Annotated in this window: 15 protein-coding genes; 7 read left to right on the top strand and 8 right to left on the bottom strand. The window is 69.1% G+C overall.

Features of this window, described 5'->3' with window-relative positions; all coding sequences use genetic code 11:
- Positions 1–87: 87 nt before the first annotated feature.
- On the bottom strand, positions 88–1,155 hold the full coding sequence (zapE, locus tag ABD708_RS06355) for a cell division protein ZapE (protein ID WP_344752449.1): 1,068 nt from the start codon (positions 1,153–1,155) through the stop codon (positions 88–90).
- Positions 1,156–1,258: 103 nt separating this feature from the next.
- On the opposite strand from zapE, the gene ABD708_RS06350 reads away from it, so the two are divergent.
- Both ABD708_RS06350 and ABD708_RS06345 read left to right on the top strand, forming a co-directional pair.
- Entirely contained in the window at positions 1,259–2,143 is an 885-nt protein-coding gene (locus tag ABD708_RS06350) for a sulfurtransferase (RefSeq protein WP_344752448.1), read from the top strand.
- Entirely contained in the window at positions 2,136–2,579 is a 444-nt protein-coding gene (locus ABD708_RS06345; RefSeq protein WP_344752447.1) for a SufE family protein, read from the top strand. Before ABD708_RS06350 ends, ABD708_RS06345 begins: the two co-directional genes overlap by 8 nt.
- Here ABD708_RS06345 and ABD708_RS06340 read toward each other — a convergent pair.
- Positions 2,560–3,768, bottom strand: coding sequence for an alpha/beta hydrolase family protein (locus ABD708_RS06340; protein WP_344752446.1), 1,209 nt, complete (start codon positions 3,766–3,768; stop codon positions 2,560–2,562). The two genes, ABD708_RS06345 and ABD708_RS06340, sit on opposite strands and share 20 nt — an antisense overlap.
- Positions 3,769–3,832: 64 nt before the next feature.
- Here ABD708_RS06340 and ABD708_RS06335 point away from each other — a divergent pair, with 64 nt between their 5' ends.
- The 4 genes from ABD708_RS06335 to ABD708_RS06320 all read left to right on the top strand — a co-directional run bounded on the left by ABD708_RS06335 (position 3,833) and on the right by ABD708_RS06320 (position 9,124).
- The gene (locus ABD708_RS06335; RefSeq protein ID WP_344752445.1) at positions 3,833–4,435 is read left to right on the top strand and encodes a DUF3000 domain-containing protein; all 603 of its coding nucleotides are present in this window, start codon (positions 3,833–3,835) and stop codon (positions 4,433–4,435) included.
- Between the two features lie 13 nt (positions 4,436–4,448).
- Positions 4,449–5,672 carry an HRDC domain-containing protein gene (locus tag ABD708_RS06330; protein ID WP_344752444.1) on the top strand — a complete coding sequence of 408 codons (1,224 nt, stop codon included), beginning with the start codon at positions 4,449–4,451 and terminating at the stop codon, positions 5,670–5,672.
- Positions 5,673–5,755: 83 nt separating this feature from the next.
- Complete coding sequence (locus ABD708_RS06325) at positions 5,756–6,946, top strand: thiolase family protein (RefSeq protein WP_425553252.1); 1,191 nt, start codon at positions 5,756–5,758, stop codon at positions 6,944–6,946.
- On the top strand, positions 6,947–9,124 hold the full coding sequence (locus tag ABD708_RS06320; RefSeq protein WP_344752442.1) for a 3-hydroxyacyl-CoA dehydrogenase NAD-binding domain-containing protein: 2,178 nt from the start codon (positions 6,947–6,949) through the stop codon (positions 9,122–9,124).
- A gap of 3 nt (positions 9,125–9,127) precedes the next feature.
- On the opposite strand, the gene dxs is transcribed toward ABD708_RS06320, so the two are convergent.
- From dxs to dut, 5 genes are all read right to left on the bottom strand, one after another.
- Positions 9,128–11,068 carry a 1-deoxy-D-xylulose-5-phosphate synthase gene (gene dxs / locus ABD708_RS06315; RefSeq protein WP_344752441.1) on the bottom strand — a complete coding sequence of 647 codons (1,941 nt, stop codon included), beginning with the start codon at positions 11,066–11,068 and terminating at the stop codon, positions 9,128–9,130.
- Between the two features lie 64 nt (positions 11,069–11,132).
- Positions 11,133–13,943, bottom strand: coding sequence for an aconitate hydratase AcnA (gene acnA, locus ABD708_RS06310; protein WP_344752440.1), 2,811 nt, complete (start codon positions 13,941–13,943; stop codon positions 11,133–11,135).
- A gap of 64 nt (positions 13,944–14,007) precedes the next feature.
- Positions 14,008–14,757 (bottom strand): DUF3159 domain-containing protein, encoded by a 750-nt coding sequence (locus ABD708_RS06305; RefSeq protein ID WP_344752439.1) that lies wholly within the window; start codon positions 14,755–14,757, stop codon positions 14,008–14,010.
- Positions 14,757–15,353 carry a DUF3710 domain-containing protein gene (locus ABD708_RS06300; RefSeq protein WP_344752438.1) on the bottom strand — a complete coding sequence of 199 codons (597 nt, stop codon included), beginning with the start codon at positions 15,351–15,353 and terminating at the stop codon, positions 14,757–14,759. Before ABD708_RS06300 ends, ABD708_RS06305 begins: the two co-directional genes overlap by 1 nt.
- A complete protein-coding gene (gene dut / locus ABD708_RS06295) occupies positions 15,350–15,832 on the bottom strand; it encodes a dUTP diphosphatase (protein WP_344752437.1) in 483 nt (160 codons plus the stop codon). Before dut ends, ABD708_RS06300 begins: the two co-directional genes overlap by 4 nt.
- 54 nt (positions 15,833–15,886) lie before the next feature.
- On the opposite strand from dut, the gene ABD708_RS06290 reads away from it, so the two are divergent.
- Positions 15,887–16,321, top strand: coding sequence for a DUF3093 domain-containing protein (locus ABD708_RS06290; RefSeq protein WP_344752436.1), 435 nt, complete (start codon positions 15,887–15,889; stop codon positions 16,319–16,321).
- Positions 16,322–16,376: 55 nt separating this feature from the next.
- Here the strand turns inward: ABD708_RS06290 and ABD708_RS06285 are convergent, their stop codons facing one another.
- On the bottom strand, positions 16,377–16,667 hold the full coding sequence (locus ABD708_RS06285; RefSeq protein ID WP_344752435.1) for a DUF4193 domain-containing protein: 291 nt from the start codon (positions 16,665–16,667) through the stop codon (positions 16,377–16,379).
- Positions 16,668–16,725 lie beyond the last annotated feature (58 nt).

Here is a 16,725-nt window from a genome sequence, read left to right as displayed (position 1 = left end):
AGTGTGTTTCGGCGCGGTTACGGTGAAAAGCGATGTGTAAACATCGTGTTTCCGGCTACCGGGAGCGCGGTGGCAATCCGTTCAGCGTCAGCCCCCGTTCGAGGGGGCGGCCGCGGTGAGGGCGATCATGCGCGAGATGGAGCGCAGGTACTTCTTCTGGAAGCCGCCGCCGAGCATCGCCTCGTCGAACACCGCGGAGAGGGGCGTGCCCGACGCGACGATGGGCAGCTCGGCGTCGTACGCACGGTCGATGAAGGCGACGAGCCGCAGCGCCTGCATCTGGTCGTGCAGCTGCACGACGTCGTCGAAGGCGATCAGGTCGATGCCGTCGACCATCAGCAGGTAGCGCGACGGGTGCACCGTGGCGAGGTGGTCGACGAAGGCCGTGAAGTCGTCGCGGGTGGCCACGCGCCCGGCCGCGCGCACCGCCTCGACGGCGGCGGTCACGGCTGCGGCATCCGTCACGATCGCCTCTCCGCTCGTCGCGCGCCGGCGGAAGTCGAGCCCGTCGATGCGCAGCGTCGTGAAGTTGCCCGACATCGCGTGGATCTCGCGCAGGAAGTCGCTCGCCGCGAAGCGGCCCTCGCCGAGCGCGTTCGGCGGCGTGTTGCTGGTCGCGGCGAAGCGCGTGCCGCCGGCGACGAGGTCGCCGATCAGGCGGGTCATCATCATCGTGTCGCCCGGGTCGTCGAGCTCGAACTCGTCGATGCAGATGAGCGAGGAGCCTGTGAGCAGCTCGACGGTCTTCGCGTAGCCGAGCGCGCCGACAAGGGCCGTGTACTCGATGAAGGTGCCGAACAGCTTGCGACCGGATGCTTGGTGCCAGAGCGCTGCGAGCAGGTGCGTCTTGCCGACGCCGAAGCCGCCGTCGAGGTAGACGCCCGGCTTCGGCCCGCCGTCCGCCGGCTTCTTCCGGCGGCCGAAGCCAAGGAATCCACCGGTCTTCTGCACGCCGGCCGCCGCACCGAACTCGCGCAGGACGTCGACGGCCTGCTGCTGCGACGGGTAGTCGGGATCCGGCCGGTAGTTGTCGAAGCTCGCGCCGGCGAACTGCGCGGGCGGCGTCAGGCTCGCGAGCAGCTGCTCCCCCGTGATGGTGGGAGCGAGCTGCGTCAGGCTGGTCAGCGGGGTGGTGCCGAGGGCATCGGTCGTCATTCGTACTCGTCAGATGTCGAAGTCTTACCCGCGGCCGATGCGGCATGGCACACACGCGCCTAGCGTTGGGAACGTCAGGCCAAGCCTAATCAAGGAGAGCACGATGACCGTCCAGGCAGACCCGTACGAGAAGTTCGCCGCCTACGCCCACCCCGAGCGCCTCGTGTCGACGCAGTGGCTCGCGGAACACCTCGGCGAACCCGGGCTGGTCGTCGTGGAATCCGATGAGGACGTGCTGCTGTACGAGACCGGGCACATCCCCGGGGCGGTGAAGATCGATTGGCACACCGACCTCAACGACCCGGTGGTGCGCGACTACATCGACGGGGAGGGCTTCGCGCGGGTGCTGGGATCGAAGGGCATCGCCCGCGACTCGACGGTCGTCATCTACGGCGACAAGAACAACTGGTGGGCGGCGTACGCGCTCTGGGTGTTCACGCTGTTCGGCCACGAGGACGTGCGGCTGCTCGACGGCGGCCGCGACAAGTGGATCGCCGAGGGGCGGGAGCTGACGACGGATGCCCCGGCCGTGGCATCCGTCGACTACCCCGTCGTCACGCGCGACGACTCGGCCGTGCGCGCCTTCAAAGAGGACGTGCTCGCCCATCTCGGGCGCGGCCCGCTCATCGACGTGCGCAGCTTCGAGGAGTACACGGGCGAGCGCACCGAGATCCCCGGCTATCCGACCGAGGGCGCGCTGCGGCCCGGGCACATCCCGTCCGCGGCATCCGTGCCGTGGGCCAAGGCCGCCGCGCCGGACGCGACGTTCAAGTCGCGCGCCGAGCTCGAGGAGGTCTACCTCGACGGCGCTGGCCTGAAGCCGGGCGATGACGTCATCGCCTACTGCCGCATCGGCGAGCGGTCGAGCCACACCTGGTTCGTGCTCACCCACCTGCTCGGTTTCGAGAACGTCAAGAACTACGACGGCTCGTGGACGGAGTGGGGTTCGGCGGTGCGCGTGCCGATTAAGCTCGGTGCGGATGCCTGAAACCACTCTTCCTGACGCGCTCGCTGAGATCCGCGAGGAGTTCCTCGCGCTCTCGCAGCCCGAGCGGCTGCAGCTGCTGCTCGAGTTCTCGAACGAGCTGCCGGAGCTGCCCGAGAGGTATCGGGACCACCCCGATCTCTTCGAGCAGGTCGTCGAGTGCCAGAGCCCGGTCTTTCTGTTCGTCGAGATCGACGACGACGATGTGGTGCACCTGTTCGTGACGGCGCCGAAGGAGTCGCCGACGACGCGCGGCTTCGCGTCGATCCTCGTTCAGGGGCTCGCCGGGCTCACCTCGGCGGAGGTGCTCGCCGTGCCGGACGACTACCCGCAGACGATCGGGCTGGCCCAGGCGGTGTCGCCGCTGCGGCTGCGCGGAATGGCTGCGCTACTGGGGCGCACGAAGCACCAGGTCACCGCTAAGCGTCGGGCGGCGTAGGCGTCCCGTCGCCGACCTCGAGCTGGTCGAGCCACCTGCTGATCGCCTTCGTCCACTTCTTCTGGTCGAAATTCCACAGCTTGGTATGGCGCGCTCTGGTGAAGCGCACGAAGGTCACGATGTCGGGGCGCCGCGCCGCCAGGGCACGTGAGGCGTAGGCCGGCACGTAGCCGTCGTCGTCGCTGTGCAGCAGCAGGATCGGCTTTGTCAGTACGTCGGCACGCTGCACGAAGTCGAGCTCGGGCAGCCCAATCGGTGCGGATGCCCCGGTCAGGTGGCCGCCCCACGGGGCGTCCAGCAGCTTGAGCGCGCTCTCGGTGATCGGGTCGGGCACATGCAGCTCGCCCGCCTGGTAGCGCAGGGTATCGACCCAGTCGATGACGGGCGAGTCGAGAACGACGCCGCGGATCAGCTCGGCGTGCAGCGAGCGGGTGATCGCCTGCAGGGTGATCGCGCCGCCCATCGACCAGCCCATGATGACGATGTCGGTGGCGCCGTGCGCGACGGCGTACTCGATCGCCGCCTCGACGTCGCGCCACTCGGTCGAGCCGAGGCCGTAGCGGCCGTCGTCGCTGCGGGGCCCGTCGCCGTCGTTGCGGTAGGAGATGACGAGGCTCGTCCAGCCGTGCTCGCGGAACGCGGGGACGGCGCGCAGGCACTCCTGCCGCTGAGTGCCGCGGCCGTGCACGTGGATGGCCCACTTGCCGCTGCGCACCCCGTCGTCGCCCTTCGGGCCGTTGAAGCGCCAGGCGGGTGCGACTCCCCCGTCGGTGTCGATGCCGATCGACTTGACCGGCAGACCGAGCTCCTCGGGGCGCACGTACCACCAGCCGCTGATGCGGCCGCGCTTCGCCTTGGTCAGGTCGCCGAAGCTCACGCGCTCGACGCGCCGCGTCACCGACACCCCGCTGCGCGACAGGATCGGCCCGAGGCGCGCATGCCCGGCATCCTTGTCGAACCAGAAGCTGTAATTGCCGCGCAGCAGCGTCTCCGGCGTCGGCGACAGGGTGATGACGGATGCGTCGGGCGCGACGGCCCGCACGATGACGTCCTCATCGCGGCGGCGCGGCGGCGTCAGCACCTTGCGCGCGATCAGCACCGATGACGCGCCGGCCACGACCGCGAACGTCGCGGCCCCCACGGCTCCGAACACCAGCGGATAGCCGACGCGCCTGCGCCAACCGGCCATCTCGACCCCCTTCGCGCGGCGTGCCTGTTCGCGGACCCTCACCTAGAACTCTAATGTTCATGCTGTGTCGTCCACACCGTCCGGGCGCGGGGCTTCGGCTGAGTTCACCGCCGCGTTGGATTCCATCAAGCAAGCCGTCATCCGGCCAGATCTGCAGCTGACGCCGATCAGCGCGCCCGGTCAGCTCGCCCCGGAGTCGTTCGCGCTCGCCGCGGACGTGACCCCCGAGCGGCACGGCGTCGACTCCGAGCTGGGCACGGGGCGCTTCGTGCTGCTGCACGACCCCGCCGGCTCCGAGGAATGGGGCGGCAGCTTCCGCGTCGTGTGCTTCGCGCAGGCGCCGCTCGAGACCGACATCGGCCTGGACCCCTTCCTCGCCGACGTCACCTGGTCGTGGCTCGTCGACGCACTCGAGTCGCGGCGTGCCGGCTACCACTCGGCATCCGGCACGGCGACGAAGATCATCTCGACGGGCTTCGGGCAGCTGGCGGCGCAGGGCGACGGCGCCCAGATCGAGCTGCGCGCCTCGTGGACCCCGACCGACCTCGACCTCGGCACGCACGTCGAGGCGTGGGGCGACCTGGTGTGCATGCTGGCAGGCATCCCCCCGACGGCGGAGGGTGTGAGCGTACTCTCGCTACGTAAGGCCAAGAGCAAGCGTGCCTGATACGAACGAGACTGTGACGAACGAAGCTGTCGAATACGCGGTGACCGCCACCGCAGCGGAGTACGAGGCGGCGGTGGCGGCTCTTGCAGCCGGGTCGGGTCCCGTCGCGGTCGATGCGGAGCGGGCGAGCGGATTCCGGTACTCGCAGCGCGCCTATCTGATCCAGGTGTTCCGCAGGGGCTCAGGGGTGTTCCTCTTCGACCCGATCGCCCTCGAGGCGGAGGTCGGGCACGAGCTCACCGCGCTGCAGGACGCGATCGTCGGCGAGGAATGGGTGCTGCACGCCGCCAGTCAGGATCTCGCCTGCCTGCGCGACGTCGGCCTCGACCCCGTCGACATCTTCGACACCGAGCTCGCGGCGCGCCTGCTGGGGCTGCCGCGGGTCGGCCTCGGGCCGCTCACCGAGAGCCTGCTCGGCATCCACCTCGCGAAGGAGCACTCGGCCGCGGACTGGTCGACCCGCCCGCTCCCCCAGTCGTGGCTGACGTATGCCGCCCTCGACGTGGAGCTGCTCGTCGACCTGCGCGACGAGGTCGAGAAGCTGCTGATCTCCGCAGGGAAGACCGAGATCGCCCGGCAGGAGTTCCACGGCGAGCTGGTCAAGGAGGCGAAGGCGCCGCGCGCCGAGCCGTGGCGCCGGCTCTCCGGCATCCACTCGGTCCGCGGGGTGCGCAATCTCGCCGTCGCCCGCGAGCTCTGGCTCGCCCGCGACGAGCTGGCACGCGAGAGGGACACGGCGCCGGGCAGGCTGGTGCCCGACGGCGCGCTCACCGCCGTCGCGAAGGCGATGCCCGCTTCCAAGCGCGAGCTCGCCGGGCTCAAGGAGTTCACAGGCCGCGCAAGCCGCAGCGAGATCGACCGCTGGTGGAACGCCATCGAGCTCGGGCGCACCACTGACGACCTGCCTGTGTCACGGCCGTCGGGCGAGCATGTGCCGCCCGTGCGCGCCTGGGCCGACCGCAACCCCGAGGCGGATGCCCGCTACCGGCTCGCCCGCGAACGGGTTCTCGCCTATGCCGAGGAGCACGAGATCCCCGTGGAGAACGTGCTCACCCCCGAGCTGCTGCGCCGGGCCGCCTGGGAGCCGCCGGCAGAGATCAACGCCGGGTCCATCGCCGCGCAGCTCGCCGGCGGCGGCGCCCGCCCGTGGCAGATCGAGGCGACCGCTCCGCTCATCGCCGCCGCGTTTGTGGAGGCCGAACAGTCTGCGGCGGAGGCTGAGGAAAGCGCTTCGTAGATTCCGACAGCCGATTCCCGCGGCGGAGCGCGTGGATTCCTAGGATCAGGGAGTATCCACGAACTTGGAAAGGCAGTGTGGCCATGACAGCCGAGGTGTATTTCGTCGACGGCGCCAGAACGCCCTTCGGGCGCGCAGGCGAGAAGGGGATGTACTGGGGAACCCGTGCGGACGACCTGGTCGTGAAGACGATCGTCGGCCTGCTGGAGCGCAATCCCAGCCTGCCGAAGGACGTCATCGATGACGTCGCCATCGCCGCGACCACCCAGCAGGGCGACCAAGGCCTGACGCTCGGCCGTACCGCGGCGATCCTCGCCGGCCTGCCGAAGTCGGTCCCCGGCTTCGCCATCGACCGCATGTGCGCGGGCGGTATGACGAGCGTCACCACGATGGCCTCCGCCATCGGCTTCGGCTCGTACGACGTCGCCCTCGCCGGCGGCGTCGAGCACATGGGGCGGCACCCGATGGGCCTCGGCGCCGACCCGAACCCGCGGTTCCTCACCGAGAAGCTCGTCGCCCAGGACGCGCTGTTCATGGGCAACACGGCCGAGCGCCTGCATGACCGCTTTCCCGAGCTGACCAAGGAGCGCAGCGACTACTACGGCATGCGCAGCCAGCAGAAGGTCGAGGCCGCCTACCAGGCCGGCAGGATCCAGCCGGACCTCGTTCCGGTCGCGCTGCGCAGCGAGGCGGGCTGGGGCCTCGCCACCGAGGACGAGGGGCGCCGCCCCGGCACCACGATGGAAGGGCTCGCCACCCTGAAGACCCCGTTCCGCCCGCACGGCAAGGTGACGGCCGGCAACTCCTCCCCGCTCACCGACGGCGCGACGATGTCGCTCGTCGCGAGCGGCGAGGCCGTCGAGAAGTACGGCCTGACGCCGAAGATGCGGCTCGTGAACTTCGCCTTCGCAGGCGTCGAGCCCGAGGTCATGGGCCTCGGCCCCGTGCCGAGCACCGAGAAGGCCTTGAAGAAGGCCGGCCTCACGATCGAGGACATCGGCCTGTTCGAGCTGAACGAGGCGTTCAGCGTGCAGGTGCTCTCGTTCCTCGACCACTTCGGCATCGATGACGACGACCCCCGCGTGAACCTGTGGGGCGGCGCCATCGCGATCGGGCATCCGCTCGCGGCATCCGGCCCCCGCCTCATGATGCAGCTCGCCCGCCAGTTCGCCGAGCACCCCGAGGTGCGCTACGGCCTGACCGCCATGTGCGTCGGCCTCGGCCAGGGCGGCTCGGTCATCTGGGAGAACCCGAACTGGAACGGAGTCAAGTAAATGACCGACTACTCGAAGATCGACTTCTCCCCGCTGCTGCAGTTCACGGAGGACGAGGTCATCACCCACTCGTACGTCAAGGACATCCCGCTGCCGAGCGGCAAGAAGCTTGCGCTCATCACGCTCGACAACGGCCGCGACCACACCCGCCCCAACACGCTCGGTCCCGCGACCCTCGTCGAGCTCGGCAATGTGCTCGACGAGCTCGCGCAGCGCGCGGCGGCCGGCGAGATCGATGCCGTCGGCATCACCGGCAAGCCGTTCATCCTCGCGGCCGGGGCCGACCTCAGCAAGGTCAACGAGATCCCCAGCCGCGACGCCGCGAAGCTGCTCGCGCAGCTCGGTCACGCCACCTACCTCAAGATCGGCAAGCTCGGCGTGCCGTCTTTCGCCTTCGTCAACGGCCTCGCGCTCGGCGGCGGCGTCGAGATCGCGCTGAACTCGACGTACCGCACGGTGGACTCATCGGCACCGGCGATCGCCCTGCCCGAGGTCTTCCTCGGGATCATCCCCGGCTGGGGCGGCGCGACCCTGCTGCCGAACCTGATCGGCATCGAGAACGCGCTCAAGGTCGTCATCGAGAACCCGCTCAAGATGAATCGGATGCTGAGCGCGCCCGACGGCTACAAGCTCGGCATGTTCGACGCGATCATCGATCCTGTCAACTATCTCGAGGACTCCTTCACGTGGGCCGACGGCGTGCTCAACGGGAAGATCAAGGTCGAGCGCCCGAACCAGCCGGGCCGCATCGAGCGCACGGTCAAGTGGCCCGCTGCGATCAAGATCGCCCGGAACACGCTCGAGAGCAGCATCGGAACCGTGCCCACGTCGCCATACGCAGCCCTCGAGCTGCTCTCGAAGGCGAAGGACGGCGACATCGAGGCCGGCTTCGCTCGCGAGGACGAGGCGCTGGCCGATCTCATCTCCGGCGACCAGTTCGCGGCATCCATCTATGCCTTCAACCTCGTGCAGCACCGGGCCAAGCGCCCCGTCGGCGCCCCCGACAAGTCGCTCGCGAAGAAGGTCGGCAAGGTCGGCGTCATCGGGGCGGGACTCATGGCGAGCCAGTTCGCTCTGCTCTTCCTGCGGCGCCTCGAGGTGCCGGTGGTCATCACCGACCTCGACCAGGAGCGCGTCGACAAGGGCCTCGCCTACATCCATGACGAGCTGCAGAAGCTCGCCGACAAGGGGCGCGTGAACCCCGACCAGCACAACAAGCTCAAGGGGCTCATCTCGGGCACGACCGACCGCAGCCAGTACGCCGACTGCGACTGGGTGATCGAGGCCGTCTTCGAGGAGCTGTCCGTCAAGCAGGACGTGTTCGCCGAGTTCGAGAAGATCGTCTCGCCCGAGGCGGTGTTCGCGACGAACACCTCGTCGCTGTCGGTCGACGCGATCGGCGCCAAGCTTGAGCACCCCGAGCGGCTCGTCGGCTTCCACTTCTTCAACCCGGTCGCCGTCATGCCGCTGATCGAAGTCGTGAACGCGCCGAAGACGAACGAGACGACGCTCGCGACGGCCATGGCGGTCGCGAAGAACCTCAAGAAGAACGCGATCATCACGACCGACTCCACCGGATTCGTCGTGAACCGCGTGCTCGCCAAGGTCCTCGGCGAGGCCATGCGCGCCGTCGACGACGGCACGCCGTTCGAGGTCGTGGACGAGGCGCTCGCGCCGCTCGGCCTGCCGATGCCGCCGTCGGTGCTGCTCGACCTGGTCGGGCTCAAGGTGGGCGCGCACGTGCTCGACACGCACCACGCCGCCTGGCCCGATCGCTTCTACCGCTCCGAGAACCTGCACCGGGTGGCCGATGCGGGGCAGCTGCTCGAGAAGGACGCGAAGGGCAAGGTCAAGGGCATCAGCAAGGACGCCGAGCGCATCGTCAAATCGAACCTGAACCCGGGCGGCAAGCCGCACACCAAGGAGCAGGTGCTGCAGGCGGTGCAGGACGGCTTCGCCGACGAGGTGCATCGGATGCTCGAGGAGGGCGTCGTCTCGGCCCCCGAGGACATCGACCTCGCGCTCATCCTCGGCGCGGGCTACCCGTTCCAGATGGGCGGCCTGACCCCGTACCTGGACCGCGTGGGTGCGAGCGAGCGCGTCTTCGGCGGCACCTTCCACACCCCGCGCATCGTGGGGGCAGAGACCCGCGCGAAGCAGGCCGAGCTGGTCGGCTAGCCCTCAGCTGCGGCGCTCGAGTGCCCCGGTGTCTGTGTCCTCTGCGGCACGGGCCCGGGGCACCTTGCTGCCGAGCACCTGCGCGACGACGTCGCGGGCGATGCGCTGGGGGGTCAGCCCGGCATCCGTCAGGATCTGGTCGCGCGTCGCGTGCGCGATGAACTCATCGGGCAGACCCAGCTCGTCGACGGCGGTGTCGATTCCCGCGGCGCGCAGGTCCTGTCGCAGCCGGGTTCCGACGCCGCCGACGCGGATGCCGTCCTCGAGGCTGATGACGATGCGGTACTCGGCGGAGAGCTCGACGATGCTCTTCGGCACGGGAACGACCCAGCGCGGGTCGACAACGGTCGCACCGATGCCCTGAGCCTCCAGCAGCTCTGCTGCCTGCAACGCCAACCGTGCAAAGGGCCCGACACCGACGAAGAGCACGTCTTTGCGCTCGGACTCGCGCAAGACATCGACGCCGTCGGAAAGGCGCCGCAGGGCCGGGATGTCCTCCCCCACGTTCCCCTTCGGGAAGCGCACGACGGTCGGCCCGTTCTGCACGGCGACGGCCTCGGCGAGCTCCTCGCGCAGGCGCGCGGCGTCGCGCGGCGCGGCGAGCCGGATTCCGGGGATGAGCTGAAGCAGCGCGAGATCCCACATGCCGTGGTGGCTCGGCCCGTCCGGCCCGGTGATGCCCGAGCTGGGCAGCACGAAGGTGACACCGGCTCGGTGCAGGGCGACATCCATCAGAGCCTGGTCGAAGGCGCGGTTCATGAACGTCGCGTAGAGCGCGACGACGGGGTGCAGGCCACCGAAGGCAAGGCCGGCGGCCGACGTCACGGCGTGCTGCTCGGCGATGCCGACGTCGTGCACGCGCTCGGGGAACCGCTCCGCCAGCTTGTGCAGGCCCACGGAGCGCTCCATGGCGGCGGTGATGCCGACGATCTTCGGGTCGCGCTCGGCAAGCGTCAGCAGCTCGTCGGCGAACACCGACGGCCACGACGGCGTGCTGGCCGCCTCGGCGAGCGAGAGCCCCGTCGACGGGTCGATCTGCCCGACGGCGTGGAACTGGTCGGCCTCATCGTCGAGCGCGGGCTGGTAGCCGCGGCCCTTCTGGGTGATCGCGTGCACGATCACCGGGGCGCCGTAGTTCTTCGCCTGGCGCAGCGCCTCTTCCATCGCCGCGATGTCGTGCCCGTTGACCGGCCCGATGTATTTGATGTCGAGGTTCGAGTAGAGCTGCTCATTGCCGGTGACCCGCGAGAGGAATCCGTGCATCGCGCCGCGCATGCCGCTGTACAGCGCCGAGCCGGGCGTACCGAGCCTGCCGGCCGCGCTGCGCGACTTGAGGTACAGGTCGCGGTACGTTTTCTGCGTGCGCACGCCGTTGAGGAAGCGCGCCATGCCGCCGATGGTGGGCGCGTAGGAGCGGCCGTTGTCGTTGACGACGATGACCAGGTTGCGGTCGTTGTCGTCGGTGATGTTGTTGAGCGCCTCCCACGTCATACCGCCCGTGAGCGCACCGTCGCCGACGACGGCGATCACGTGGCGGCCCGTCTGGCCGGTGACGGTGAAGGCGCGGCTGATGCCGTCGGCCCACGACAGCGAGCTGGAGGCGTGCGAGGACTCGACGATGTCGTGAACGGATTCCTCGCGCTGCGGGTACCCGGCGAGGCCGCCGCGCTGGCGCAGACGGCTGAAGTCGCGGCGCCCCGTGAGCAGCTTGTGCACATAGGACTGGTGGCCCGTGTCGAAGACGATCGGGTCCTTCGGGCTCTCGAAGACGCGGTGGATCGCGATCGTGAGCTCGACGACGCCGAGGTTCGGGCCGAGGTGACCGCCGGTCTTCGAGACGTTCTCGATCAAGAACTCTCGGACCTCGGCAGCCAGCCGGACGAGCTCCTCGTCGGTCAGACCGTCGAGGTCTCGCGGGCTGCGGATCTGGTCGAGAAGAGACATCGTAAGAAAGGTTACGCCGCGGCACCTGCACGCATCGTGCGGTACCGCGGCGCGATCCCTTGTGCTAGACGAGGCTCCGGAGGACGTACTGCAGGATGCCCCCGTTGCGGTAGTAGTCGGCCTCACCGGGCGTGTCGATGCGGACGACCGCGTCGAACTCGACGGTCTGCTTGCCGGCGGGCGAGTGCTCGCTCGGCTCGGCGGTGACGTGCACCGTCTTCGGCGTGGTGCCCTCGTTCAGCTGGGTCAGGCCCGTGATCGAGACGACCTCGGTGCCGTCGAGGCCCAGCGAGTCGGCCGACTCGCCAGCCGGGAACTGCAGCGGGACGACGCCCATGCCGATGAGGTTCGAGCGGTGGATGCGCTCGAAGCTCTCGGTGATGACCGCCTTGACGCCGAGCAGGTTGGTGCCCTTGGCCGCCCAGTCGCGGCTCGAGCCCGAGCCGTACTCCTTGCCGCCGAAGATGACGAGCGGGGTGCCGGCCTTCTTGTAGTTCTCGGAGGCGTCGTAGATGAACGACTGCGGCCCGTCAGGCTGCGTGAAGTCGCGGGTGTAGCCGCCCTCGACGCCGTCCAGCAGCTGGTTCTTGAGCCGGATGTTCGCGAAGGTGCCGCGGATCATGACCTCGTGGTTCCCGCGGCGCGAGCCGTAGGAGTTGAAGTCCTTGTACTCGACGCCGTGGGCGTCGAGGTACCGGCCGGCGGGCGAGTCCTTCTTGATCGAGCCGGCGGGGCTGATGTGGTCGGTCGTGACCGAGTCGCCCAGCTTGGCGAGCACGCGGGCGCCGGCGATGTCGGCGACGGGGCTCGTCTCGAGCGTCATGCCCTCGAAGTACGGTGGCTTGCGGACGTAGGTCGACTCGCTGTCCCACTCGAACACGTCGCCGGTCGGGGTGGGCAGGTTCTTCCAGCGGTCGTCGCCCTCGAACACCGAGGCGTACTGGCGGGTGAACATCTCGTTGTTGATCGATGAGTCGATCGTCGACTGCACCTCGTCGGCGGAGGGCCAGATGTCCTTGAGGAAGACGGCGTTGCCCTCGGCATCCGTGCCCAGTGCGTCGTTCTCGAAGTCGAAGTTCATCGACCCGGCCAGCGCGTACGCCACGACCAGCGGCGGCGAGGCGAGGTAGTTCATCTTCACGTCGGGGTTGATGCGGCCCTCGAAGTTGCGGTTGCCGGAGAGCACCGCGGTGACGGCGAGGTCGTTGTCGTTGACGGCCTGCGACACCTCGTCGATGAGCGGGCCGGAGTTGCCGATGCACGTGGTGCAGCCGTAGCCGACCGTGTAGAAGCCGAGGTCCTCGAGGTCCTGCGTGAGGCCGGCCTTCTCGTAGTACTCGGTGACGACGCGCGAGCCGGGAGCCAGCGTGGTCTTGACCCACGGCTTCGCCTTGAGGCCCTTCTTGACCGCGTTGCGGGCCAGCAGGCCAGCGGCGAGCATCACCGACGGGTTCGAGGTGTTGGTGCACGAGGTGATCGCCGCGATCGTGACGGCGCCGTGGTCGAGCGTGTAGCTCGTGCCGTCGGCCAGCGTCACCTTCGAGGGCTTGGAGACCACCGCCGGCGCGTGGCTCGTGTGGTGGTGCGCCTCGCCGTTGCGGGCGCTCGCGCCGACCGCGATCGGGTCTGAGGCCGGGAAGGTCTCGGCCACGGCCTCGTCGACATCCGTCTCATCGAGGGCGTCCGCGTAGTTCGGCAGGTCCTTCTCGAACTGCGACTTCGCGTCGGACAGCACGATGCGGTCCTGCGGGCGCTTCGGGCCGGCGATCGAGGGCACGACGGTCGACAGGTCGAGCTCGAGGTACTCCGAGTACTCGGCCTCGTGCGACGGGTCGTGCCAGAGGTGCTGCTGCTTCGAGTACGCCTCGACGAGGGCGACCTGCTCCTCGGGGCGGCCGGTGAGACGCAGGTAGTCGAGCGTCACGTCGTCGATCGGGAAGATCGCGGCGGTCGAGCCGAACTCGGGGCTCATGTTGCCGATCGTGGCGCGGTTCGCGAGCGGCACGGCGCCGACGCCCTCGCCGTAGAACTCGACGAACTTGCCCACGACGCCGTGCTTGCGCAGCAGGTCGGTGATCGTGAGCACGACGTCGGTCGCGGTCACGCCGGTCGGGATCGAGCCGGTCAGCTTGAAGCCGACCACCTTGGGGATGAGCATCGAGACGGGCTGGCCGAGCATGGCGGCCTCCGCCTCGATGCCGCCGACGCCCCAGCCCAGCACGCCGAGGCCGTTGACCATGGTGGTGTGCGAGTCGGTGCCGACGAGCGTGTCGGGGTAGGCGCGCAGCACGCCGCCGACCTCGCGGGTGTAGGTGACCCGGGCGAGGTGTTCGATGTTCACCTGGTGCACGATGCCGGTGCCGGGCGGCACGACCTTGAAGTCGTCGAAGGCCGTCTGGCCCCAGCGCAGGAACTGGTACCGCTCGCCGTTGCGCTCGTACTCGATCTCGACGTTGCGCTCGAACGCGTCCGCCTGGCCGAACAGGTCGGCGATGACGGAGTGGTCGATGACGAGCTCGGCCGGTGCGAGCGGGTTGATCTTCTTCGGGTCGCCGCCGAGGGCCGCGACCGCTTCGCGCATGGTGGCGAGGTCGACGATGCAGGGCACGCCGGTGAAGTCCTGCATGACGACGCGGGCGGGCGTGAACTGGATCTCGGTGTCGGGCTCCGCCGTTGGAACCCAGCTGCCGAGGGCCGTGATCTGCTCGGCCGTGACGTTCGCGCCGTCTTCGGTGCGAAGCAGGTTCTCAAGCAGGATCTTGAGGCTGAACGGGAGTTTCTCGTACCCGGTTACGCTGTCGACACGAAAGATCTCGTAGTCGGTGCCCCCGACCGAGAGCGTGGATTTCGCGCCGAAGCTGTTGACTGCTGACACGGGGTCGGCCTCCTTGGCGATCTGATGAATTTATCTTGACGTCGAGATAACTGTAGCAGCGCCGCTACGCCTGCTGGTCGTTTTTGCGAGCGTACACGTCGCGCACCAACAGCCAGGTGACGAGCAGCACGGGCACGTAGAGCGGCACGCCCATGACGAGATGCGCGATGGCGAGGGCGGCGGTGTTGCCCGCAAGGAACAGCGGCACCTGCACGACGAGCCGGGCGACGAAGAGCGCGAGCCACAGCAGCGTCGAGATCACCGCCACGCGGTAGGTCGCGCGGTGCTTCCGCCAGGCGACGCCCTCGCCGTACAGATAGCCGACGGCGATGCCGATGATCGGCCAGCGCACCAGCACCGACACGAGGAACGCGACGCCGTAGAGGGCGTCGATGCCGAGCCCGAGCGCGAAGTTGTTCACGGGGCGGTTCGTCGCGATCGCGAGGATCGCGCTCGCGCCGACGCCGATCAGCCCGGCGACGGCCTGGGTCACGTTCTCTTTGGCGATCACACGCCAGACCGTGAAGACGAGGGCGATGAGAACGGATGCCCCCAGCGCGACCGGCACTGCGGAGTCGGGCAGCGGCGTGATGAGCACCGTGTAGAGCACGATGAAGGCGAGGCCCGGCAGCACGGCCTCGCAGACCCCGCGCACACCGCCCATCGCCTTGAGCAGGGCGTCGCCGCTCGGCGCCTGCTCGCTCGCGAGCGCTCCGAGCCCGGTGTTCTTGGCGGCCGCAGCGCCGAGGGTCCTGCTCAGGGCGTCGTCGGCCGGGGCGTCCTTCTCGCCCTTCGGCTCGTCGGCGTCGGTCATCACGCGCTCGGGGCGGCCGGCGTGGGCGGCATCTTGAGGGGGATGAGGTCGCGCGGCGGCATCGGCACGGAGCCGCGCACGACCACGATGCTGCGGAACAGGTCCTCAATGGCCTCGCCGGCCTCGGGCTTGATCGCGCCGTCGCCGGAGATCACGCCGCGCAGGAACCAGCGCGGGCCGTCGACGCCGATGAAGCGCGCGATGCGGGTCTCGCCGGGGACGCCGCCGGCGACGGGCACCTCGGCGACGAGTTCCGGCCCGAACACGCCGTCGCGCTCGGTCACGCGGCCGCCCTGCGCCGTCACCTGCTCGGCGATCTGGCCGCGGATCTCGTGCCACAGGCCGCTCGAGCGCGGCGAGGCGAACGGCTGGACCTGCAGGGTCGAGCCGGCGTAGTCGAGGCTGACGGCGACGACCCGCTGGCTCTCCTCCTCGATCTCGAGGCGCAGGTGCAGTCCCTCGCGCGGCAGCACCTTGACGCCGCCGAGGTCGATGTACGGCCGCACCGGGTTGGCCTCGGCATCGTCGAGAGGGCCCTCGGTGTCGCGGTCCTCCGGGAAGGACTTCTCGTATTCGATCGGATCGATGTCGCTCACGCGCGCTCTCCCGTAGTGGTCTGTGTCTGTTCGCCGGCTTGCTCGTTCGAGTACCCCGTCGACCCGAAACCACCCGTGCCGCGCACGCTGTCGGGCAGCGCGTCGACGGGGAGGAATACTGCCCGGGCTACCGGTACGAGCACGAGCTGGGCGATGCGGTCGCCGACGGCGACGTCGTAGGGCTCCGATGAGTCCGTGTTCAGCAGGGTGACCTTGATCTCGCCCCGATAACCGGCGTCCACGGTTCCCGGTGCGTTGACGATCGTGATGCCGTGGCGTGCGGCCAGGCCGCTGCGCGGAACCACGAAGCCGGCGTAGCCCTCCGGCAGCGCCACCGCGACACCGGTGCCGACGGTGACCCGCCGGCCGGGCTCGATGCGGACGGCCTCCGTCGACACGAGGTCCGCGCCGGCATCGCCGGGGTGGGCATAGACGGGAGCGGCGGGCGCGACGATGGGCACGTCGACGGTCTCAGTCACGGTGACGAGGTTAGTGCAGAAAGCTTGCAGGGCTTCTCGTGGTGGGATGGCATCATGACGCTGTTCCGCGAGCGGCTGTACGCCGCCCCCTGGTTGTTCGTGGCCACCGCCCTGATCATGCCGGCGTGCCTCGGCATCTTCTGGCCGATCAACCGGACCGTCGGCATCGTCCTCGCGATCGTGATGTACGGGGTGATCGTCGCGCTCCTGATCGGCTTCTCCCCCGTGCTCGAGGTGACGAGCGAGGAGTTCCGGGCGGGGCGGGCGAACATCGAGCGCGAGTACATCGGCCGTGTCGAGTCGTTCAGCGGCGCCGAGGCGAGCCTCGAGCGCGGCCGGCGACTCGACGCGCGCGCCTGGCTGTTGCTGCGCGGCTCGCTGCCCATCGTCAAGGTGCCGATCCTGGACGCCGCGGACCCCGTGCCGTACTGGATCGTGTCGACGCGGCGACCGCACGAGTTGGCATCCGTTCTCAACGGCGAGAAGTAGGCATGGAAAAGCCCCCGGGGATTCCGGGGGCGATGTCCATCTTCGGGGTGCGTACTTACGCAGCGCACTCGATGCAAACAGGACCGAGCTTCGTCTCGTGGTCCAGCTGCGAGCGGTGCTTCACGAGGAAGCAGCTGACGCACGTGAACTCGTCAGCCTGCGGGGGCAGCACCACGACGTCGAGGTCCATGTCGGAGAGGTCGGCGCCTTGGAGTTCGAAGCTGCCCGGGTTGTCGGGGTCCTCGTCGATGACGGCGGACGTCTTGTCCGGAACCCGCTCCTTCAGCGCCTCGATCGATTCGGATTCGTCGTCGTTCTTCCTTGGCGCGTCGTAATCGGTTGCCATGCCCATCCACTTCTGAAATTGCCCGCCGACCAGCATGATCGGCGGCGATATTCTGCAT

Source organism: Gryllotalpicola koreensis (genome assembly GCF_039538185.1).
GTDB classification, from domain to species: domain Bacteria; phylum Actinomycetota; class Actinomycetes; order Actinomycetales; family Microbacteriaceae; genus Gryllotalpicola; species Gryllotalpicola koreensis.
This window is presented reverse-complemented; position numbering and strand designations above follow the sequence as displayed.